This window comes from Paenibacillus sp. Soil766 (genome assembly GCF_001428105.1).
Classification (GTDB): domain Bacteria; phylum Bacillota; class Bacilli; order Paenibacillales; family NBRC-103111; genus Paenibacillus_E.
On record NZ_LMSJ01000017.1, the window covers coordinates 109,324 to 126,775 of the forward strand.

Annotated in this window: 19 protein-coding genes; 5 read left to right on the top strand and 14 right to left on the bottom strand. The window is 48.1% G+C overall.

Features of this window, described 5'->3' with window-relative positions:
* The first annotated feature begins 117 nt into the window (after positions 1-117).
* Positions 118-1,188 carry a branched-chain amino acid aminotransferase gene (locus ASG89_RS14430; RefSeq protein ID WP_057311410.1) on the top strand — a complete coding sequence of 357 codons (1,071 nt, stop codon included), beginning with the start codon at positions 118-120 and terminating at the stop codon, positions 1,186-1,188.
* Between the two features lie 378 nt (positions 1,189-1,566).
* Here ASG89_RS14430 and ASG89_RS14435 read toward each other — a convergent pair whose 3' ends face one another.
* Together ASG89_RS14435 and ASG89_RS14440 are read right to left on the bottom strand one after the other, a co-directional pair.
* The gene (locus ASG89_RS14435; protein ID WP_057311411.1) at positions 1,567-2,001 is read right to left on the bottom strand and encodes a YkvA family protein; all 435 of its coding nucleotides are present in this window, start codon (positions 1,999-2,001) and stop codon (positions 1,567-1,569) included.
* Positions 2,002-2,119: 118 nt separating this feature from the next.
* Positions 2,120-2,836 carry a hypothetical protein gene (locus ASG89_RS14440; protein ID WP_057311412.1) on the bottom strand — a complete coding sequence of 239 codons (717 nt, stop codon included), beginning with the start codon at positions 2,834-2,836 and terminating at the stop codon, positions 2,120-2,122.
* A 228-nt stretch (positions 2,837-3,064) separates the two neighbouring features.
* Between ASG89_RS14440 and ASG89_RS14445 the strand changes: the two genes are divergently transcribed.
* Positions 3,065-4,291: an MFS transporter gene (locus ASG89_RS14445; RefSeq protein WP_057311413.1), complete on the top strand. Its 1,227-nt coding sequence runs from the start codon at positions 3,065-3,067 to the stop codon at positions 4,289-4,291.
* Between the two features lie 25 nt (positions 4,292-4,316).
* Here ASG89_RS14445 and ASG89_RS14450 read toward each other — a convergent pair whose 3' ends face one another.
* The gene (locus ASG89_RS14450) at positions 4,317-4,655 is read right to left on the bottom strand and encodes an EthD family reductase (RefSeq protein ID WP_057311414.1); all 339 of its coding nucleotides are present in this window, start codon (positions 4,653-4,655) and stop codon (positions 4,317-4,319) included.
* A 180-nt stretch (positions 4,656-4,835) separates the two neighbouring features.
* On the opposite strand from ASG89_RS14450, the gene ASG89_RS14455 reads away from it, so the two are divergent.
* Together ASG89_RS14455 and ASG89_RS14460 are read left to right on the top strand one after the other, a co-directional pair.
* Entirely contained in the window at positions 4,836-5,162 is a 327-nt protein-coding gene (locus tag ASG89_RS14455) for a PadR family transcriptional regulator (RefSeq protein ID WP_057311415.1), read from the top strand.
* Positions 5,159-5,677, top strand: coding sequence for a DUF2812 domain-containing protein (locus ASG89_RS14460; protein ID WP_057311416.1), 519 nt, complete (start codon positions 5,159-5,161; stop codon positions 5,675-5,677). Before ASG89_RS14455 ends, ASG89_RS14460 begins: the two co-directional genes overlap by 4 nt.
* Positions 5,678-5,724: 47 nt before the next feature.
* Here the strand turns inward: ASG89_RS14460 and ASG89_RS14465 are convergent, their stop codons facing one another.
* The 8 genes from ASG89_RS14465 to ASG89_RS14500 form a co-directional block, all read right to left on the bottom strand.
* Positions 5,725-6,231 (bottom strand): ankyrin repeat domain-containing protein, encoded by a 507-nt coding sequence (locus ASG89_RS14465; RefSeq protein ID WP_057311417.1) that lies wholly within the window; start codon positions 6,229-6,231, stop codon positions 5,725-5,727.
* An 88-nt stretch (positions 6,232-6,319) separates the two neighbouring features.
* Positions 6,320-7,183, bottom strand: coding sequence for an aminoglycoside 6-adenylyltransferase (locus tag ASG89_RS14470; RefSeq protein ID WP_057311418.1), 864 nt, complete (start codon positions 7,181-7,183; stop codon positions 6,320-6,322).
* Between the two features lie 18 nt (positions 7,184-7,201).
* Positions 7,202-7,672, bottom strand: a complete 471-nt coding sequence (locus ASG89_RS14475) for a hypothetical protein (protein WP_057311419.1) — start codon at positions 7,670-7,672, stop codon at positions 7,202-7,204.
* A 151-nt stretch (positions 7,673-7,823) separates the two neighbouring features.
* Positions 7,824-8,225, bottom strand: coding sequence for a hypothetical protein (locus ASG89_RS14480; protein ID WP_057311420.1), 402 nt, complete (start codon positions 8,223-8,225; stop codon positions 7,824-7,826).
* Between the two features lie 2 nt (positions 8,226-8,227).
* The gene (gene aguB, locus ASG89_RS14485; protein WP_057311421.1) at positions 8,228-9,103 is read right to left on the bottom strand and encodes an N-carbamoylputrescine amidase; all 876 of its coding nucleotides are present in this window, start codon (positions 9,101-9,103) and stop codon (positions 8,228-8,230) included.
* A 5-nt stretch (positions 9,104-9,108) separates the two neighbouring features.
* Positions 9,109-10,146 (bottom strand): agmatine deiminase family protein, encoded by a 1,038-nt coding sequence (locus ASG89_RS14490; RefSeq protein ID WP_057311422.1) that lies wholly within the window; start codon positions 10,144-10,146, stop codon positions 9,109-9,111.
* A 136-nt stretch (positions 10,147-10,282) separates the two neighbouring features.
* Positions 10,283-11,281 carry a copper amine oxidase N-terminal domain-containing protein gene (locus ASG89_RS14495; protein ID WP_057311423.1) on the bottom strand — a complete coding sequence of 333 codons (999 nt, stop codon included), beginning with the start codon at positions 11,279-11,281 and terminating at the stop codon, positions 10,283-10,285.
* A 41-nt stretch (positions 11,282-11,322) separates the two neighbouring features.
* Positions 11,323-13,416: a hypothetical protein gene (locus ASG89_RS14500; protein ID WP_235549761.1), complete on the bottom strand. Its 2,094-nt coding sequence runs from the start codon at positions 13,414-13,416 to the stop codon at positions 11,323-11,325.
* A gap of 107 nt (positions 13,417-13,523) precedes the next feature.
* Between ASG89_RS14500 and hmpA the strand changes: the two genes are divergently transcribed.
* Positions 13,524-14,741 carry an NO-inducible flavohemoprotein gene (gene hmpA / locus ASG89_RS14505; RefSeq protein ID WP_057311425.1) on the top strand — a complete coding sequence of 406 codons (1,218 nt, stop codon included), beginning with the start codon at positions 13,524-13,526 and terminating at the stop codon, positions 14,739-14,741.
* Positions 14,742-15,001: 260 nt separating this feature from the next.
* Here the strand turns inward: hmpA and ASG89_RS14510 are convergent, their stop codons facing one another.
* From ASG89_RS14510 to ASG89_RS14520, 3 genes are all read right to left on the bottom strand, one after another.
* The gene (locus ASG89_RS14510; protein ID WP_057311426.1) at positions 15,002-15,508 is read right to left on the bottom strand and encodes a Crp/Fnr family transcriptional regulator; all 507 of its coding nucleotides are present in this window, start codon (positions 15,506-15,508) and stop codon (positions 15,002-15,004) included.
* A 73-nt stretch (positions 15,509-15,581) separates the two neighbouring features.
* The gene (locus tag ASG89_RS14515) at positions 15,582-16,088 is read right to left on the bottom strand and encodes an HPP family protein (RefSeq protein WP_057311427.1); all 507 of its coding nucleotides are present in this window, start codon (positions 16,086-16,088) and stop codon (positions 15,582-15,584) included.
* 143 nt (positions 16,089-16,231) lie between these two features.
* On the bottom strand, positions 16,232-17,407 hold the full coding sequence (locus ASG89_RS14520) for an ROK family transcriptional regulator (RefSeq protein WP_057311428.1): 1,176 nt from the start codon (positions 17,405-17,407) through the stop codon (positions 16,232-16,234).
* Positions 17,408-17,452: the final 45 nt, after the last annotated feature.

The following is a 17,452-nucleotide window of genomic DNA, read 5'->3' on the forward strand; positions in this document are numbered from 1 at the left end:
TCATAGTTATTAACTATGATAGTAATTGATAAATCGCAATTGATCAATGATAGCGAATATTCTACAGTTAAGAGTAAAAGATTGTGAGAACCCTCAATGGGAAAGGTGGCACAACGTATGTACGGAAGCATTCGCATCGAACAAAATATTAACAACAAGCCCATGCCCAATTTAGATCAGAATCTGGGGTTTGGAAAGCATTTCACATCTCATATGTTTATGATGGATTACGAAGAAGGGCAAGGCTGGCATGATCCGCGCATCATTCCCTACGGCCCGATCTCCCATGATCCCGCAGCGATGGTTTTTCACTATGGGCAAGCGGTTTTCGAAGGTATGAAGGCGTTTCGCACCGAGAACGATGAGATTATGTTGTTCCGACCTGATCAAAACGCGAAGCGCTTAAACCGCTCCAGTGAACGTCTCAGCATCCCTCAAATGGATGAGGCATTCGTTGTCAGCGCGATTCAGGAGCTGGTTCGTATTGATGCTGCTTGGGTGCCGAAGAAGAAAGGCTCATCCTTGTACATCCGTCCTTTCGTCATTGCAACAGAAGCCGCTTTAGGCGTACGTCCAGCTACGCATTATTCCTTCCTCATCATTATGTCGCCGGTGGATGCGTACTATGAAGAAGGCTTGCAGCCGGTTAACATCTTGGTGGAGAGTTACTATGCGCGATCTGTTCAAGGTGGAACGGGTGTTGCCAAAGCGGCCGGGAATTACGCGGGCAGTCTGAAGGCGCAAACGCTAGCCAAGGAGCATAACTGTGCGCAGGTGCTTTGGCTGGATGCGATCGAGAAGAAGTATTTAGAAGAAGTCGGCAGTATGAATGTTTTTTTCAAAATAGGCGGAGAAGTCGTCACGCCTAGCCTTAGCGGCAGCATTCTGGAGGGTATCACGCGTGGAAGCATCATCCACCTGCTGAAAGAATGGGGTATTCCCGTATCTGAGCGGAAGATTTCAATCGATGATATCGTTCGGGCTCACGCGGATGGGACGCTGGAAGAGGCTTTCGGCACTGGCACCGCTGCGGTTGTATCGCCAATTGGCAGCCTGCTGTGGAACGGTACACCGATGGTCGTAAACCATGGAGAGATCGGCGAGCTTGTGGAGCGACTGTATACAACGATCACAGGTATTCAAAGCGGTAAGCTGCCGGACACGTTCGGTTGGTTGGTAAAAGTTTAACTCAATTGGTTCGTGAACATACCTTGCTTTATTGTTGACCATTTTACCTCGGCCACGATTACCCGATTAGACGAATAGTCGATTAGACGATTAGATGGAAAAAGTACAGTTAAATCCGCCCTATTCCTCGACTTTATTCAAATAACTGGAAAATATGTAGTTAATTCCGCTTGTTTTCAGCGAAACTGGCGGATATGCGGAAAATAACTACATATTTTCCATTTAATCGTGATTTTCACCCTTGGATCGTGAAAATAGCTGTAGATTTTCCAGTTAAACGAGGGGCAAAGCCTTACAAATCGCTACATCTAGCTACAAATCGCTAGAACCACTACGGCCTGCTACAACAGCGCTCTACATATGCCGCGGTACCCGCAACTACTTCTCCACACGCACGTCATCGTCCTTCGCCTTCCCCTGCTCCTCCACCACGTGACCGTCAATATCGATAATATCCTTGCTGCTCACAACATCGTCGCCTAGGAAATCCCTCAGCTTGCTCTTCGCTTTCCGCCTAACCTCGTCATCGATGCTCTTCGACACAGCTGCCAAAGCAAATCCCAGCGCACTTAAATCATCCACATATCCCACAATCGGCAGTAAATCTGGCATGAGATCTAACGGCAAGATGAGATACCCTAGCGCACCATAGATTTGAACCTTTGCGCGGAGCGGTGTTTTCGGGCTATCCAATGCGTAAAAAAGCAGCAATCCACTATAAATCACTTTACTGCCGGCTTGCTTAGCACCTTTCTTCAACTTGGACCAGAAGCCATCAATAGAGAAGTATTTTTCATATTTGGAAGGATTCATTTCGCGTTCACTCCATTCATTGGCATTTACCCTGTATATACCACTATTCTACACTTATCTAACGCAGGAGTCTCGGGTTCGGGGTCGGGGTCGTTGTGAATTCCCATCCGCAGCTTTGTCAGTTGCTTTGTCGCCCAATCGAACCATTTTCCCGCTCCGTTGTTATTGTCAGCATGGCACGTAATTCATTCTGATCGGTGTACGCTTGCAAGTCGAATGGCACACTGACTGAAGCAGGCAAAACCATATACCAAACGACATAACCTTCGTCCGTTTTTACAATTTCCGCCTCATATTCCCTCGTTCCTCTTTCATCACCCTTAACAACGATATGTGTGATAGACGTATCTCCTATTTCTCCGAATATGAGGAAGTCACCCTTAGGCTTTTCCAAACGCATTGGCATCATCATATAGGACAGGGCAGAATCTGATGAAGCATCCATTTTATCCCCACCAATAGAATACCCACCGCCAGAAGTCCACTTCCACCCTAGCCATAATTTCTTTGCGATATCTACTCTCAAATCTGTCCCGCTATGATTTTGCAGCCGTTTGCTGAATTGTAGAATACCTCCGTGAAGAGGCTCTTGAAGAATGGTCTTAAATATTTGCTCAAAGGAAGAACCCCTAAATTGTCGTATGGCCTCCTCAGGTGTGTCTCCAAGCGGAACGCGTAAGGTCTCTGTTAATCCCATCCCTTTGGAGATCCGCCAATCTGCTATACCCCCAGGCTTTTCTATCACATAAATCGTGGAGTAGGCTAGGATAATCACGACTACGAGCATCCCTGCCATCAAAGCGGATCTGGGCATTCGCCGAACTAGGTTTAGCATGTGCATTCTACCTCCGTTCGATGATAGTCAGGCACTGTGAGCCGAACACACCACTCGCTCATTTTACCATTCGTTGGAAGTTTCTGTCACGGTGTTAGCCTCATCTTAGGTACAAGGAGCCTCATCTAACTTTTACCCAAGTCCATCCAAAGAAAGCCCTATACAACGCAATGCTTATCCTGTATGGTGTTGAAATCGACATCTTACAGCATGAAAGGAGGCCATCCTGTGATTTCTGCCCTACGTAAACTTACTTCCATTCGGCTGCCCTTCTGGGTCATGTTTATGAATACGTTCAGCATGGCTGTCGGATTTTATATGATGATCCCCTTGCTAGCTTCTTATTTATTAAATGACATCTTCCTGACCGTCACCATGGTTGGTATCATTTCCGCTATTCGCAGCTTCAGCCAACAAGGACTTTCCGTCCTTTGCGGGACACTGGCAGACAAGCTTGGCTATAAGCGCACAATTCTGATCGGTTTGCTCATCCGTACCTTTGGGTTTGGCATGTTCGGCTTTGTTGACAGCGTCCCAGGATTTATCATCGCTTGTTTCTTCTCTGGTTTAGGCGGATCTCTCTTCAATCCCGCTAGTTATGCGTATTATGCAGCGCTATCTACTTCGAGCAATCGGATCACCATCTATGCCCTTCGAGAAATGTTAAGCAATATGGGATTCGTCGTCGGTCCCGTCCTTGGTGCCTTGCTGATGGGCTTTCATTTCAAATACGTTAGCTTGGCCGCTACTCTTATTTTCGCGTTTTCCTTTTTCTTTAGTCTCTTCTTTTTGCCGGCTATCCAAAGTGAACAATCTCGCAAAGCATATACTGGCATCTGGTCTCAGATGCAAACCGTGTGGAGCAATCGTCCTTTCCGACGCTTCATGCTCTTCACGATGATCTCGTGGTCCCTCGTCACTCAGTTATACATTGCCGTTCCGTTTCGTGTCCATCAACTCGATTCAGATGCGAATATCGGACTCATTTATAGCTCTGGGGCCATCGTAATGGTCCTGCTGCAGGTTCCACTTTCCAAATTAGGCAACAATAGATTACAACCTTTTGGCGTGATGTCACTAGGTACGCTGCTGCTCGCTGGCGGCTTATTTACAATGGGAATGGTTGGGGCTATGTGGGGGATTTATGCAGGGGTTATCGCTTTCATGATTGGACAAGTATTTCTACAGCCCATGATGAACACCATGGTTTCCGACTATGCCGGAGATGGGCAAATTGCCAGCTACTTTGGCTTTAACAGCTTTGCTCTCTCCATCGGGGCCATCATCGGAAACGTAGGCGGCGGCTTTTTGTATGATCTAGGTAATTCCCTTGGATGGCAAGGCCTTCCTTGGGTTTGCTTCTTGGTGTTTGGGCTTATGAATATCAGACTTATGCTAAAAGATTTGCGCAAAAAGCAGACTGCACTGATGTCTACGGATCACACGGCAGTCTAAAATGCTTGATACGCTTTTTATTTCACTAGCTCTTAGCTAGTAAATCACGGCTGCAAGCCACAACTTCCTCAATATAGATATCCTGCTCCCCGCTATAATAGTTTGCGACATCATCCTTCAACTCCTGAACTCTAGGATCGCTGATGAACGCCTCCAAGGCTTCTTTCGTTTCAAAATACAAGCTGAATATAAACGAATACCTCGGAGTCGTTCCATCTGCTGAGGATAGGACTTTTTTGACCTCATACTTGGCTGCCCCCATTTCAAGCACCGTCTTCTGGGAAAGTAAAGCAACATGTGTATTCAGATAATAAGCTTCATCGAACGGGATACCTTGTTTGTAGTGAAACGTTAATACTAGCATGCAATCAGCTCCTTATACGATTAATACATGCATCATAAACGATGACACTAGTGGTAGTGTCAATTTCTAAATGCCTATTGCACTCTATATCACGCGGTGATATACTCATCTCATGATATATCACGACGTGATACAACGAGACATGATACAACATAGCCTGATATAATTAAAGGAGAATATATGGATAGCGAGAAGCTCTACCGTCAATACTTGCCGATGTCTGAAACGGCTTATTACATTTTGCTTTCCCTGACGGAAGTTCGCCATGGTTATGGCATTATTCAGTTCGTTGAAGAGCTCACGCAAGGTCGCATTCACCTCGGTCCTGGGACGATATATGGCAGCTTATCACGGATGGAGAAGGATCGATTAATTCAAGCAGTAGCCGAAGAAGAACGCCGAAAGCTATATCGCATCACCCCATCGGGTAAAGAACTGCTCAAGCTGGAGATCGCCAGAATTACGGAGTTATACGAAAATGCGAAGAAAGTAGAGGGATCTTTATGAATGAAATCAAAAAAGTGTTTAAATGGTGGGATAGTTCACAATCGGAGAAGATTACGGCATGGTTGGAGGAGATGGAGGCGCAAGGCTGGCATTTACTTCGTGTAAATTGGAATGGCCTGCGATTTCATTTTCAGAAAGGCGCTCCTCGCAAGATGAGCTATTGTGTAGATTACCAAATGAAAGTCGATGCTAATTATGCAGGTATTTTCGAGGATACAGGCTGGGACAAAATTTATAGCGGCGCAGGTTGGTATATCTGGAGACAAACGTATCAACATACAAAGCCTGAAATTTTCACGGACATTGACTCCATGATCGAGCGGAATAAACGACTCATCGGCGTATTTACGGCGGTTACTGCTGCACAAATCCCTATGATCGTAATGAATATCGACAAGGCAATCTTCTATCCATTGCTGATCCTATATATCCCTCTCATCGGCCTGCTTGGGGCTAGTTTATACCGTTTAGTTGCTGCCAATAAAAAACTCCAAGCCAAAAAGGACATTCTATAATCCGCTAGCCCACTAGCTGAATGTCCTCTTTCACTCTCCACTATCCATTACCCAATAGCCCCGAGCTCTCTCAACAACCCAATCACCGCAGTATGACCTTGCTCTTTGGCTAGATCAATTGCATAGATGCCGTCCTCTGACTTCGCATGCACATCCGCACCATGATGAATTAGAAGTTCAATGATCTGAGTACTATCCTTATGGAAGGCCGCGACATGCAGACTCGTATGCCCATTGCTATCCATAATTGTCGGCTTCGCCCGGTGAGCGAGCAATAATTGTATAACCTCTAAGCTCCGCTCGCCGGCAATAGCCGCATGCAGTGCTGTATTCGAAGGAATGTAGCTAACTTTAGAGTGCGATAGGGCATTCACATCAGCACCATTCTCCAAAAGCAGTCTAGCCACTTCACTCTGTCCGAAATGTGCTGCAAATCCCAGAAGGGTAAGGCCATCACTGTTCTCCGCATTAGCAAGTGAAAGATCCGTGTCCAGCAAATCCTTGACTCGGTTGACGTCGCCCGTGCGTGCAGCTGTAAATGCGTCGTTAATCATGTAGGGGGAGGCCTCCTCTAATTTATTTGCTATTTTAATTCGGCAAAACCTAGATATTTCCTTTTTCTCCATTAAATAAATCGTGACATCACTTCTTCGACCGTCTCCGCACCTCATGCAAATACGCACGAACATTCCGTTCCTCTGCATGAACGTATTCGAAGTTCAGATACTCAGCTACATGTTGAGCCGTTTCACTGAACAGGTCACACATCTTAAAGAGCGAATCCCAAATATGATCGTAATCAGCACCATTCGGATAAGTCATCGTGTACGCTTGCCATTCCTCAGCAGTCAGGTGGTGAGAGATGTACTTGCCGCATTTGCCAGCACTCATCGTAAAATCAGTACGCATCCCAATCTTCCACTCAATCATCTGAATCAGGACATTGCGGTTGATTTGCTCGTACATAAACATGACATAGGTCAACTCTTCACGCCAAAGCCCCTTCGCCATATTTAAGCAGATCCACCAGAACTCATTGCACGCCCCTTGAAATTGCCTCTCTGTAGGCCTACGGATATGATAGTCGCTGTCGCTCGAGACAGGTAGTGGACCAATCACACCATCTTTGTCCAAAAGCAATACACTTAAGCTGTCAGGCTTCATCAGCAGTTGACGCTGCGTCACAGGGATTAATGTAAGGTCAATTCGGTTCCCATCTTGGAATTGCATGAGATACACGAGGCGCTCCGTAGGCTCCGCCATAGGATAAAACTCGTTATCATCTGGCATCTGCATAATGAGCCGCTCTCCAAACCGATCAATCCAGCTAGGGTCCGACCGGAAAGAGCCGGTTTCCTGTACGAAATAGACGATATCATAATCCTGAAATTCATCCCGAGGTACATTCGCATTCGTACGCGATCCATTCATCATCACCGCACGGATGCGCTCGTCCTGTCTTGCTGTATCTAGTATGAATGCCATCATTTCTTGTTCGCTTCGCACGGGTGATCAGCCTCCTTATTATATGAGCACCATACACCTGCAGGGTCCCTGTTCGATCCATTCCAGATCCGCAGCTGTTATATTCATAAGCTCTACCTCTACACTTTCAATCACTTGTATGCCTTGGCCAAATAGGATAGACCAAAGCTCTACAGGGCTGGCATGGGGGAGCTGATCTTTGAGATACGTGAATAGTTGCTCCCTGCATGTCGGATTGAAACTTCCGCCAACCCAATAGATATAAGGTTTCCTGATATACGCGTCTAGCCCGTCTGGTGGATACTTGCATACAGCAATTTGCAGATAATCCATCGCAGATTTGTTGGCTGTGTACCTCACATCAAGCTCATCATCCAGCTCATCCCAAGGAACGGGCCCACTAGGGAGCGGATCCATCTTCTTGATATCTTTGACTTTCATAGTTACGAGCCCTGTTAGATCAAGGACAGGCAGCGGATAATCTGCAGCAAGAAATGTAAATAGACTCATACGTGCTCCTCCTTGTTCGGGATGGGTTTACTTACCATATTCTTCAAATATATCATAATCATCTAATCGCGGCTCATTCTGCAATTTGGACAAAAAAACACATCCCCACTACACCGCCGCTGGCCCCGCTCAAAACAAACACACAAAAAAGCTACCCCCGAAAGAGCAGCCCTGTTATTGCAAACAAACCAAACACCGATAACATCGCACCAGAGATGCGATTAACCCACAGGAACGCTGCTCTTTTGAGCCGCTCCCGGAACAATCCAACCAACAAACTGAGCAGCAACCACCACAGTGCCGAGCCTGCAAACACGCCGACCAGCTGCAGGATCACCTTTTGAGCCAAAAGAAAGCTGGTAATCAGCGTTAAGCCAAAACCAGCGATAAAGCCATAGATCGCATCCGCAGTTGCAGCGCCCAGCCCTGACAAGAAGCCATGTAAGCGACCTAACGTCAACGTTCGGCGCATACACAAGATCCCGATAGGGCCAACAGGTGCCCCAATGGAGAAGCCTAACAACAGGCCCTTAAGTAAGGGAATCAGCCACACGTTTAGAACACCTGCTCACCATCATACGTAGCGATTTTCTTGTAGAGATCCGGACGACGATCACGGAAAATACCCCATTCGATGCGCTGAATTTCCAGCTGATCTAGGTCAAACTCGGCCACGAGAACCGTTTCTTCGTCGCGTCCAGCTTCTTGAACCATATTGCCCTGCGGGCCTGCAATAAAGGACGAACCGTAGAAGTTGATGCTGGACTCCTCATCTTCTTCCTTGCCGATCCGATTCGATGCGATAACCGGCATCAGGTTGCACGCCGCGTGACCGCGCATGCACATTTGCCAGTGATCCTTCGAATCGATAGAGCCATCCTGCGGCTCTGAGCCGATGGCCGTTGGGTAGAACAACAGTTCCGCACCCATCAGCGCCATCACGCGAGCAGCTTCCGGATACCACTGATCCCAGCATACGCCTACGCCGATTTTGGCGTAGCGCGTTTTCCATACCTTGAAGCCGGTATCTCCAGGGTTAAAATAGAACTTCTCCTCATACCCTGGACCGTCGGGGATATGGCTTTTGCGGTACGTGCCGAGGACCGAACCATCGGCATCAATCACAGCGAGCGAGTTGTAGCGCGCGTAGTTCTTTTTCTCATAGAAGGAGATTGGCAATACAACTGCAAGCTCCTTGGCGATTTCACGAAAGTGATTAATCGCTTTATTCGTCTCTAGCTCTGTTGCGAAGCGGTAGTAATCAGATTTTTCCTTTTGACAGAAATACGGTGTTTCAAACAACTCTTGAATCAAAATCACTTGCGCACCCTTCGCCGCGGCTTCACGCACCAATTTCTCTGCTTTGGCGATGTTTTCTTCTATGTTATCGGAACAGCTCATTTGCGTGGCTGCTACAGTCACTTTTCTCAATGGAATCACCCTTTCTTGCTAGCTGGCATTTGCTGCGTCGTGCAGTGAACATTGCCGCCTTCTTTGATAATGGACATACCGTTAATTGTACGGATTCGACGTTCTGGGAACGCTGCTTGAAGCACCTCTATCGCCTTGCGATCTGTCTCTTCCGCTGTCCCGCCAAACACTGGCAAAATAATGCCGCCGTTCACAAAATAAAAGTTCAAATAGCTAAGCGTCAAGCGCTGCTCTTCAAAGAATGTAAGCGGCGGTTGTTCGATTTGGATAATCTCAAATGAACGTCCTTTCGCATCTGTCGCGCTGCGGAGAATTTCCAAATTCTCCTGTGTAATCGCATAGTTCGCATCCGAAGGATCGTCACAAACTTGCAAAATGATTTTGCCGGGAGCAGCGAAGCAAGCAATATTATCCACGTGACCGTCCGTCTCGTCGCCGTCCAGCCCTTTGTTCAGCCAAATGATTTTTTCCACGTTCGCGAAATTGCGGACATGCGCTTCAATCTCCTCGCGGCTCAGATCCGGGTTGCGGTTCGTGTTTAGCAAACATTCTTTAGTTGTCAAAAGAGTACCTTCCCCATCCACGTGGATGGAGCCGCCCTCCATGACGAGCGGAGCGTCAAAACGTTTCACACCATGGTGCTCCGCAATTTGTGGAGCTACATTATCATCCAGATCCCAAGGTGCGTACTTGCCGCCCCATGCGTTGAATTTCCAGTTAACTGCTGCGATTTCTTGCCCCTCGTTCAACACGAAGGTTGGACCGTTGTCGCGGAACCAAGCGTCATTATGTTGAATCTCCAGGAAATCCACGTTGGACTCCGTGAACATGGCCTTAACTTGCGCTGCATCGGAAGGATTTACGATCACCGTAACAGGTTCAAATTCGGCAATCGCCTTTGCCAAATCCGCATAGCCTTGAGAAACAACCGCGTGATCCTCTGGGTACACCATCGACGCTTGAACTGGCCAAGAAATGAAAGTACGCTCGTGCTCTGTCCATTCTGCTGGCATGCTATAGTTTAAATCTTTAGGTTTTGTCATGATTCGTCATCTCACTTTATCTTAATTTAGGTAATAATCTCGTAGGAAATACAAATAAAAACATCGTCTCCCATCATAACTCAAAAGCCGCCACGGCTCAATGTAAATAGGATGGAAGAATTCTGAAGAATTCCAGTTATTTCAAAGGAACTCCAATTAGCAGTACTCGAAGATTGGGTCCACCGGATATTTCGAAACTTACATTACTTATCGTTGTATGGCGGATTTCGCGTTTGTTATTTGTATTGTTTTCGATCCACTCTTTAGCCACCTGGGTATCTGAACCGTCGTATGGCGTGGTTGCAACCGAAGCAAAGTAAGCTAATGCTGTCCTAGTCACTTCTTCTTTACTATCCCCCGCTACTGATAGTGCGATGAGACGCACTTTATCGGGTAGATTGCCATAAAGATCACATTTCAATGTGATCTCTGAGTCATTTAGTAATACCGATCCACTCATTAAAAACTCCGAAGGATACTTCTCTCCCCCATTTAACAGCTTTGCTTGAGTAAAAGTGAAATGGAACGACGTTTCCAAGTTATTCTTGATGTCCAAAGGCAGCATACCAGGGATAGCACTTTGTGTAATGTGAGTAGAAGTTGAATTATTTCCCTCTGTCGTCCCATGGGATTCGAGTTGTTTCCATATTTTCGAGAAATCACTTGTGGTTATTAGCACACTTACTGTTCGATCATCTTCATTCCATTGAAGTTCTCCAGCGAAAATTTCACTAAAAGACCTAAGTGGGATGTAGACTTCATCGTTTATCATGATCGGAGTGTCATCCAATATCGCTATAGAAATAAGAGGATCTGCCTTCTTATCAGGTATGTAGAACACGGGGATCGGACTGGCATCAACTAAAAAAGATAAACCAAAAGTTCTAGTATGGCGATCAATCACTCTCGCCGTCCGCTCCTTAGGATCCCAATTCACTTCAAATCCTAATGTTGTGAAAAAAGAATGCATGGGTACGAATGTTTTATCTTCAATTAACACAGGTTTCGGTTCTGTTATGGGTTCATGGTTAAGGATGACTTCAACTTTCTCGGACGGATTTGTAGGAGTCTCAGCAAACACATGGCCAGAAAATATTAGGAATAAACAGATCAATAACGTAGTGACTTTTGACATAAGTCCCCCCTCCAAAAAATGCTCCATTTTTCAAATCGAGTTCACTCAAGGTCTGTGCTGTTTCCGTCCGCTCTACCAACAAGATAGGGATAGGTGAAATACAACCCACCTACGTACAACAGCACTGCTATGTAAACAGGCAATAAATGCACAAAATCGGTATAACCAATATGAAAATGAACCATTAATCCTGCTGCGAATCCTGGCAGCCCACCCCAGAGAAATGTCCACCATAACCAGCCCTCGCCTTGATTAACGCCCCAAAGTGCCGAAGCGGTTATCGCTACCGCCAATGAAAACAGCGCACCGCCAAAGCCAGCACGATCATGTGCGATAAGCGGAATAATGCCGTCACTCCAATCAGACAACTGTGAAGAGGTTAGGCCCAAGTAGGCCAAATCACTTGGGACGAATACGTCCGTGACGCCGACGAAGGATATCGTAAGTCCCCCGATTCCCAGTCCAAATCCAAGGATCACGAAGCAGCACTGTCCCCACTGCGCTCTGAGCCAAACTCGATCATTTCGTAGACCTGGCGGCTTGCGAGAGGGATGATCCTTCAACCCACGCAGCGTCAGCAGCAGCATAGGCAGCAGAACTACCGCTGCAGCTGCATGAAGCGGATCAAAATAACCGTAACCCAGATAAAGAAAGAAGCTGCTAAAGCCAACAACGCAAGAGGAGATTACTGCCGTTCGCGCCCAATGCAGCCCGTAACGTAAGCCGTGATGAGCTAGCTGATAATAGAATATACCAATGGAGATCATCGTACCCGCTAAGGTAATGCGATCATGAGACATGAAATGTAGGAGATGTCTATTAAAACGGATAATGTCACTGCGTGTTTGGCCCAAAAAGTCCTCGTCATACGGCAACAGTACCGTCGTTGCTGCAATGAACCATGCTAGTACACCACCAATCATCATCCCTAATCCTAGCAAGCTCATCCACCCCCAATTCGCCCAGAAGGAAGGAGAAGGCCGTGGGGCTGAAGATATCAGCACGGATGGGGAAGTTTGCACCGATGAGGAAGTCGGTGTAGAAGACCAACCCGAGGGGTATGAAGCTGACGTCGCAGGAGCTGTGATGCGATCATACAGGATCGCTTCATTGATCCGCTTCGGCAGCCCTGGCCCCGCGTAGACGAGCCCGCTGTGCAGCATGACGCTATTCGCGCCTGCTGCCAGCAGTGCGCGCGCGTCTTCCGGCTGGTGCACGCCGCCAGCCGCCACAATCGCGCTGCGCTCGCCCAGCGACTCGCGCAGCAATCGAACCTTGCTCAGCTGCGCGCTGAGTAAGGAAGCGCCGCCGCCGACGCACTCGCGGCGAGTGCCCGGCTCCCGCTGCGCGTCGCCGAGGACGACACCGCTGAAGCTTCTCGCGGTGTCCATGACTGCCTGCAGCTCCCCCTCCGGGAGCTGCTGCGGCACATACACAAGCACCGGCTTGCCCGGGGCAGCCGCTTGTGCCAGCTGGCGTACCTCCGCGAGGTACGCCAAAGCCATGTCTGATGGCCAGCCTTCGGCGAGGCCATCGAGGGTGAACCCCGCCGCGTACGGCGCCAGCTTAGTGAGCAGCTCCCGCTGCTCACTAAGCGCTTCGCGCGGCGAACTGCCCGGCATCGGCCGCAGCCGCACGAAGTGCGGCAGACGATGCCCCGTGCCCTTGCGCAGGCGCGCAGCGAATGCGTCCGCGCCGTCGTTCTCATAGCCATCGGAGTATACGATGGCTTCCTCTTCTGCCATGCGAGTAATCGATGCATGGCTCTGCACAGCTCGGACCGTCACGGGTCCGAGCTCGATGAACCCGAGCCCGAACTGGGCGAGGGCTTTGTGCGCCGTGCCGTGCGGGTCAAGCCCGCCGCTGAGGCCGACGGGGCAGGCAACTGGCACGCCTGCCAGCTCGCTCGCCAGCAGCGGCGACATTTCCATGTGGCCCATCGTGCGGATCACGAAGGTCCCTCCGGGCATGCGACTTAGCCCACCTATCGCATGCAGCGTAAGATCTCTCGCCCTTCGCCCGCTTAGGCGGAAAAGCAGCGGTTTAAATAACGTATGATACGACCAATCGGGCATAGGCCGCCTCCTCTTTTGGATGTTAGTTCCAGTATACCGTGTATCCTTCCCTCTGCCCATAGACACACTTTGTTGCGATTCCCTGTGATTCTAATCACAGATGTTCCTCCAACTGTTCGCTATACTGTAGACATCAAGTTATTCTACTGGAAATGAGATGATCCGATATGTTAAGCGAACAAACCATCCGTATCATTAAATCCACCGTGCCTGTATTAGAAGTTCATGGTGTTGCGATAACCAAACGTTTCTATGACAAACTATTCACGTCTCACCCCGAACTTTTACATCTGTTCAATCACGCCAATCAAAAGCAAGGCCGGCAGCAGACAGCCTTAGCGAATGCCGTTTATGCGGCAGCGAAGCATATTGATCGATTGGAAATGATCCTGCCAGCCGTTAAACAAATTGCCCATAAACATCGCAGTTTGGGTGTTAAACCCGAGCAATATCCCATCGTTGGGGAACATTTGCTAGGTGCGATTAAAGATGTACTCGGCGACGCAGCGACGGACGACATTCTCGGAGCTTGGGCGGAAGCCTATGGGGTCATTGCTAGTGCATTCATTGGGATAGAGTCGGATATGTACACGAATTCCGCTCTGCAGCCTGGGGGATGGTCCGATTTCAGACCTTTCGTCATCGCTCGTAAAGACAGAGAAAGCGACGTCATCACCTCATTTTACCTAACACCGCAGGATCAAGGTCCGATTGCTGCCTTTGAAGCTGGACAGTATGTCAGTGTTCGTGTCCAAATACCCGGCGATGCCTACACACATATTCGGCAATACAGCCTCTCCCATGCATCTGGACAACAGTTCTACCGGATCTCGGTTAAACGCGAAGACACCAACCCGGCTGTTCCCGCGGGCAAAGTATCTGTCTTTTTACACAATCAGGTTCAAGAGGGAGATGTTCTATGGCTCTCTGCACCAGCAGGTGACTTTACACTAGATCAAGCGGATACACGACCTGTTACACTTCTCAGCGGCGGTGTCGGACTCACTCCAATGGTGAGTATGCTGCATTCACTCGTCACCACGCAGCCGAACCGGCAGGTTACTTTTATCCATGCTGCTCAAAATGGTCAACATCACGCTCTCCGTAACGAAGTCGAACAACTCGCTGAGAAGCATCCTCAAGTCACAATTGCTTGGTGCTACGCGCAACCGACAGCTGCCGATAACAGTGAGCAGTCTTACCACAAAGAGGGCTATTTAGATCTACCATGGATCCAAAGCCTTGTTCCGTCAGTGGACGGCAGCTTTTACTTCTGTGGTCCTGTACCGTTCATGAAAACCGTGAACCAATCGCTCATCGCGTGGGGGGTTCCGGAATCCGACCGCCATTACGAATTCTTCGGCCCTTCAGGTGCGCTTTCCTAAGAACATCCAGGACATTCGCCTGCAAGTTTCTCAGACTCATATGAAAAACGGCTCTGTTCGCATGATGCGACAGGGCCGTTTTATTTTGATGGCATCTGGGTAGTACCATGGATCCCTTCACAGGATTGAGAACCCAAGTAACTGTAATTTGTCCATCTAATTGAGCTCATTTTGAGCGAAAAAGGCACTTAGCTGGATTTTATACAGGTAATTTCGCTGCTTTTCCCAAGCTATCTCTTTCTAGCTATTTCTAGCTCTTTCTAGCTCTTTCTCCCTTTTTCCCGTAACAGCCGATTCACCGTTTCTCGGCGAAGCCCAATGAACTGCCCTATTTCCTCTTGGGTAAGCACGTCCGTCAGCTTCAAAGTACCAATATACGTTTGAAACCATGCCTCCATTTTCAACAATTTAGCCGCTGGAGCAACTGCTGTTAGCTGATCAATCCTCTGCTGCATCATGCGCAGCTTCTCCTGTAATTGGCGCGCAATGGTGCGAAAGTGATCTGGATTGCCCTCCAAGTCCTTATACCAGCGCTCTGCTGGCAGCACTTCAACCTCACTTGTCACTAGCGCAATCGCCGTTGCATAGTAGACACTTGGACTAATCAGGGAATGATGCGGAATCGTCTCGCCAGGAACGATGATATTCACCAGTGTGGTGTTACCATCTTCATGTGAACGGACAATTTTCAGCAGACCCGAATGTAGCTTGAATAGAGAACCCCTCTCACCTTGGTGGAACAGGATTTCTCCCTTATGCAATTTCATCTGCGTATCTCCTTTAACGAGAAAAAGCGATAGCACTTATGGGCTAATCGCTTAATGGATGTCTTGAACACGACTATACTTCTTTTTTCAATGGCTCGAAAGGTGTCCGAATGAACAAACGTACCTGAGTTAATTTGCCCGATAAGCTTACGTACCAACTCAATTGCTCGACCTTGCCAATCAGCCAAATGGATACCAGTAAACCAGTAAGCGACACGAGAACTGCAATCGGCAATGCCCACATGGAGACCGGATGAGCGAAATAAGGGATGAATGAAACCGCTAGGATTGGCGCCGCATTCCATTTGAAAAACTGAATTAATGTGATCGTCACAAGGGCTGTCAGGAAAAAGGAAACAGCTCCCGTACTAATGGAATAAAAAAGACTGCCCATCGTTACCGCAATAATGGCTCCGATAATAATACGACGTATTTCTCTGATGTTGTCTACACGATGCATGAATAAGAAACTAAATGCGCCCAGCGTTGGGTAGAAGACCATCTTCATCGATGGAAAGTGATAGGATGCCCAATAAGCTCCCATCAGATAACAGCAAATAATAAGTGAACGAAGAAACATCGTTGGTTCCCGTCCTTTTCTATGGGATTCATGAGGCCGTTCATGTTCTAAACCAGACCTTTCCCATTTTACAAAATAGACAGAGATTCAGTCAACAATTTTACAAGCCATGTTATGTCATTTTTTCCTCATTTTTAACTTAATTAGCTCCGTTCAACCGACACCGTTGTCGAAGCAAAGAACTTCGTCACCGCAAAAGACGCCGCACCAAGCACAGTAGACCGATCGCGAAGCTCCGAAAATTCCACCTTCAATTGCTTGCGCGGATGCGGTAGCGAGCGTTTCTCTAGCAGATCCAAAAGCGGCCTCATCAGCCACTTCTCCCCACCGGCCAATCGGCCGCCCAGAATAATAAACTCCGGATTATACCCGTTAATGATGTTCACAACACCGACCCCAAGGTAGTACCCCAGCCGTTCAAAAAGCTTGATGACCCCTGCGTCGCCACTCTCCGCTTTTGTTAACAAAGACGCTAGGTCGACTTCGTGCCCTAATTCTCTCTCTGCTTGTTCCAGCAACGCATGCTCTGATGCATATAACTCCCAGCAGCCTAAACTTCCGCAGCGGCACTTCGGACCATCATGCTGAATCGAGATGTGGCCAATCTCACCGGAGAAACCGGTGGCGCCGCGGTACAGCTCATTTTTAATAATAATGCCCGCACCGATACCCATGCCGATGGACACATAAATCAGATTCGCGGTTTCTTTACCTGCGCCGAATTGCTTCTCACCAACTGCCCCAGCGTTCGCTTCATTATCAATCACAACCGGAAGTCCGAATTCAGCTTCGAGCTGGCTCTGCATCGGCACATTCTCCCAGCCTAGATTCGGGGCAAACAACAAATTGCCCTCCTCATCAACGATACCTGGCACTCCGAGACCGATACCAATAACGCCATAAACGCTCTCCGGAGCTGTTTCAATTAACTCGCGGATCGTCATTTTGAGTAGCTGCGTAACTTGATTCACAGATTCATTGTGATGCTGGATCCGTTTCTCGCGAATCACTTTCCCCGTTAAGTCGGTAAGAACAGCCAACATATCATGCACACCGAGATCAACGCCAATCGCATATCCCGCCGTTCCGTTAAACAACAGCATCATTGGCTTGCGTCCGCCGCTTGACTCTCCTACACCGATCTCCTGGGCGAGGGAGCTTTCGATGAGTTCATTCACGAGACTGGACACCGTCGCTTTCGTCAGCCCTGTAATCTCAGCGATTCTAGCACGTGAGATCGGTGAATCCGTGCGAATATGATGCAAGACGATTGTTTTATTTATCTTTTTCACAAGGTTTAAGTCGCCTGTTTGTTTCATAATTATCCTCCATACCGCTTACAAATGCTGCGAATCGTCGCTATG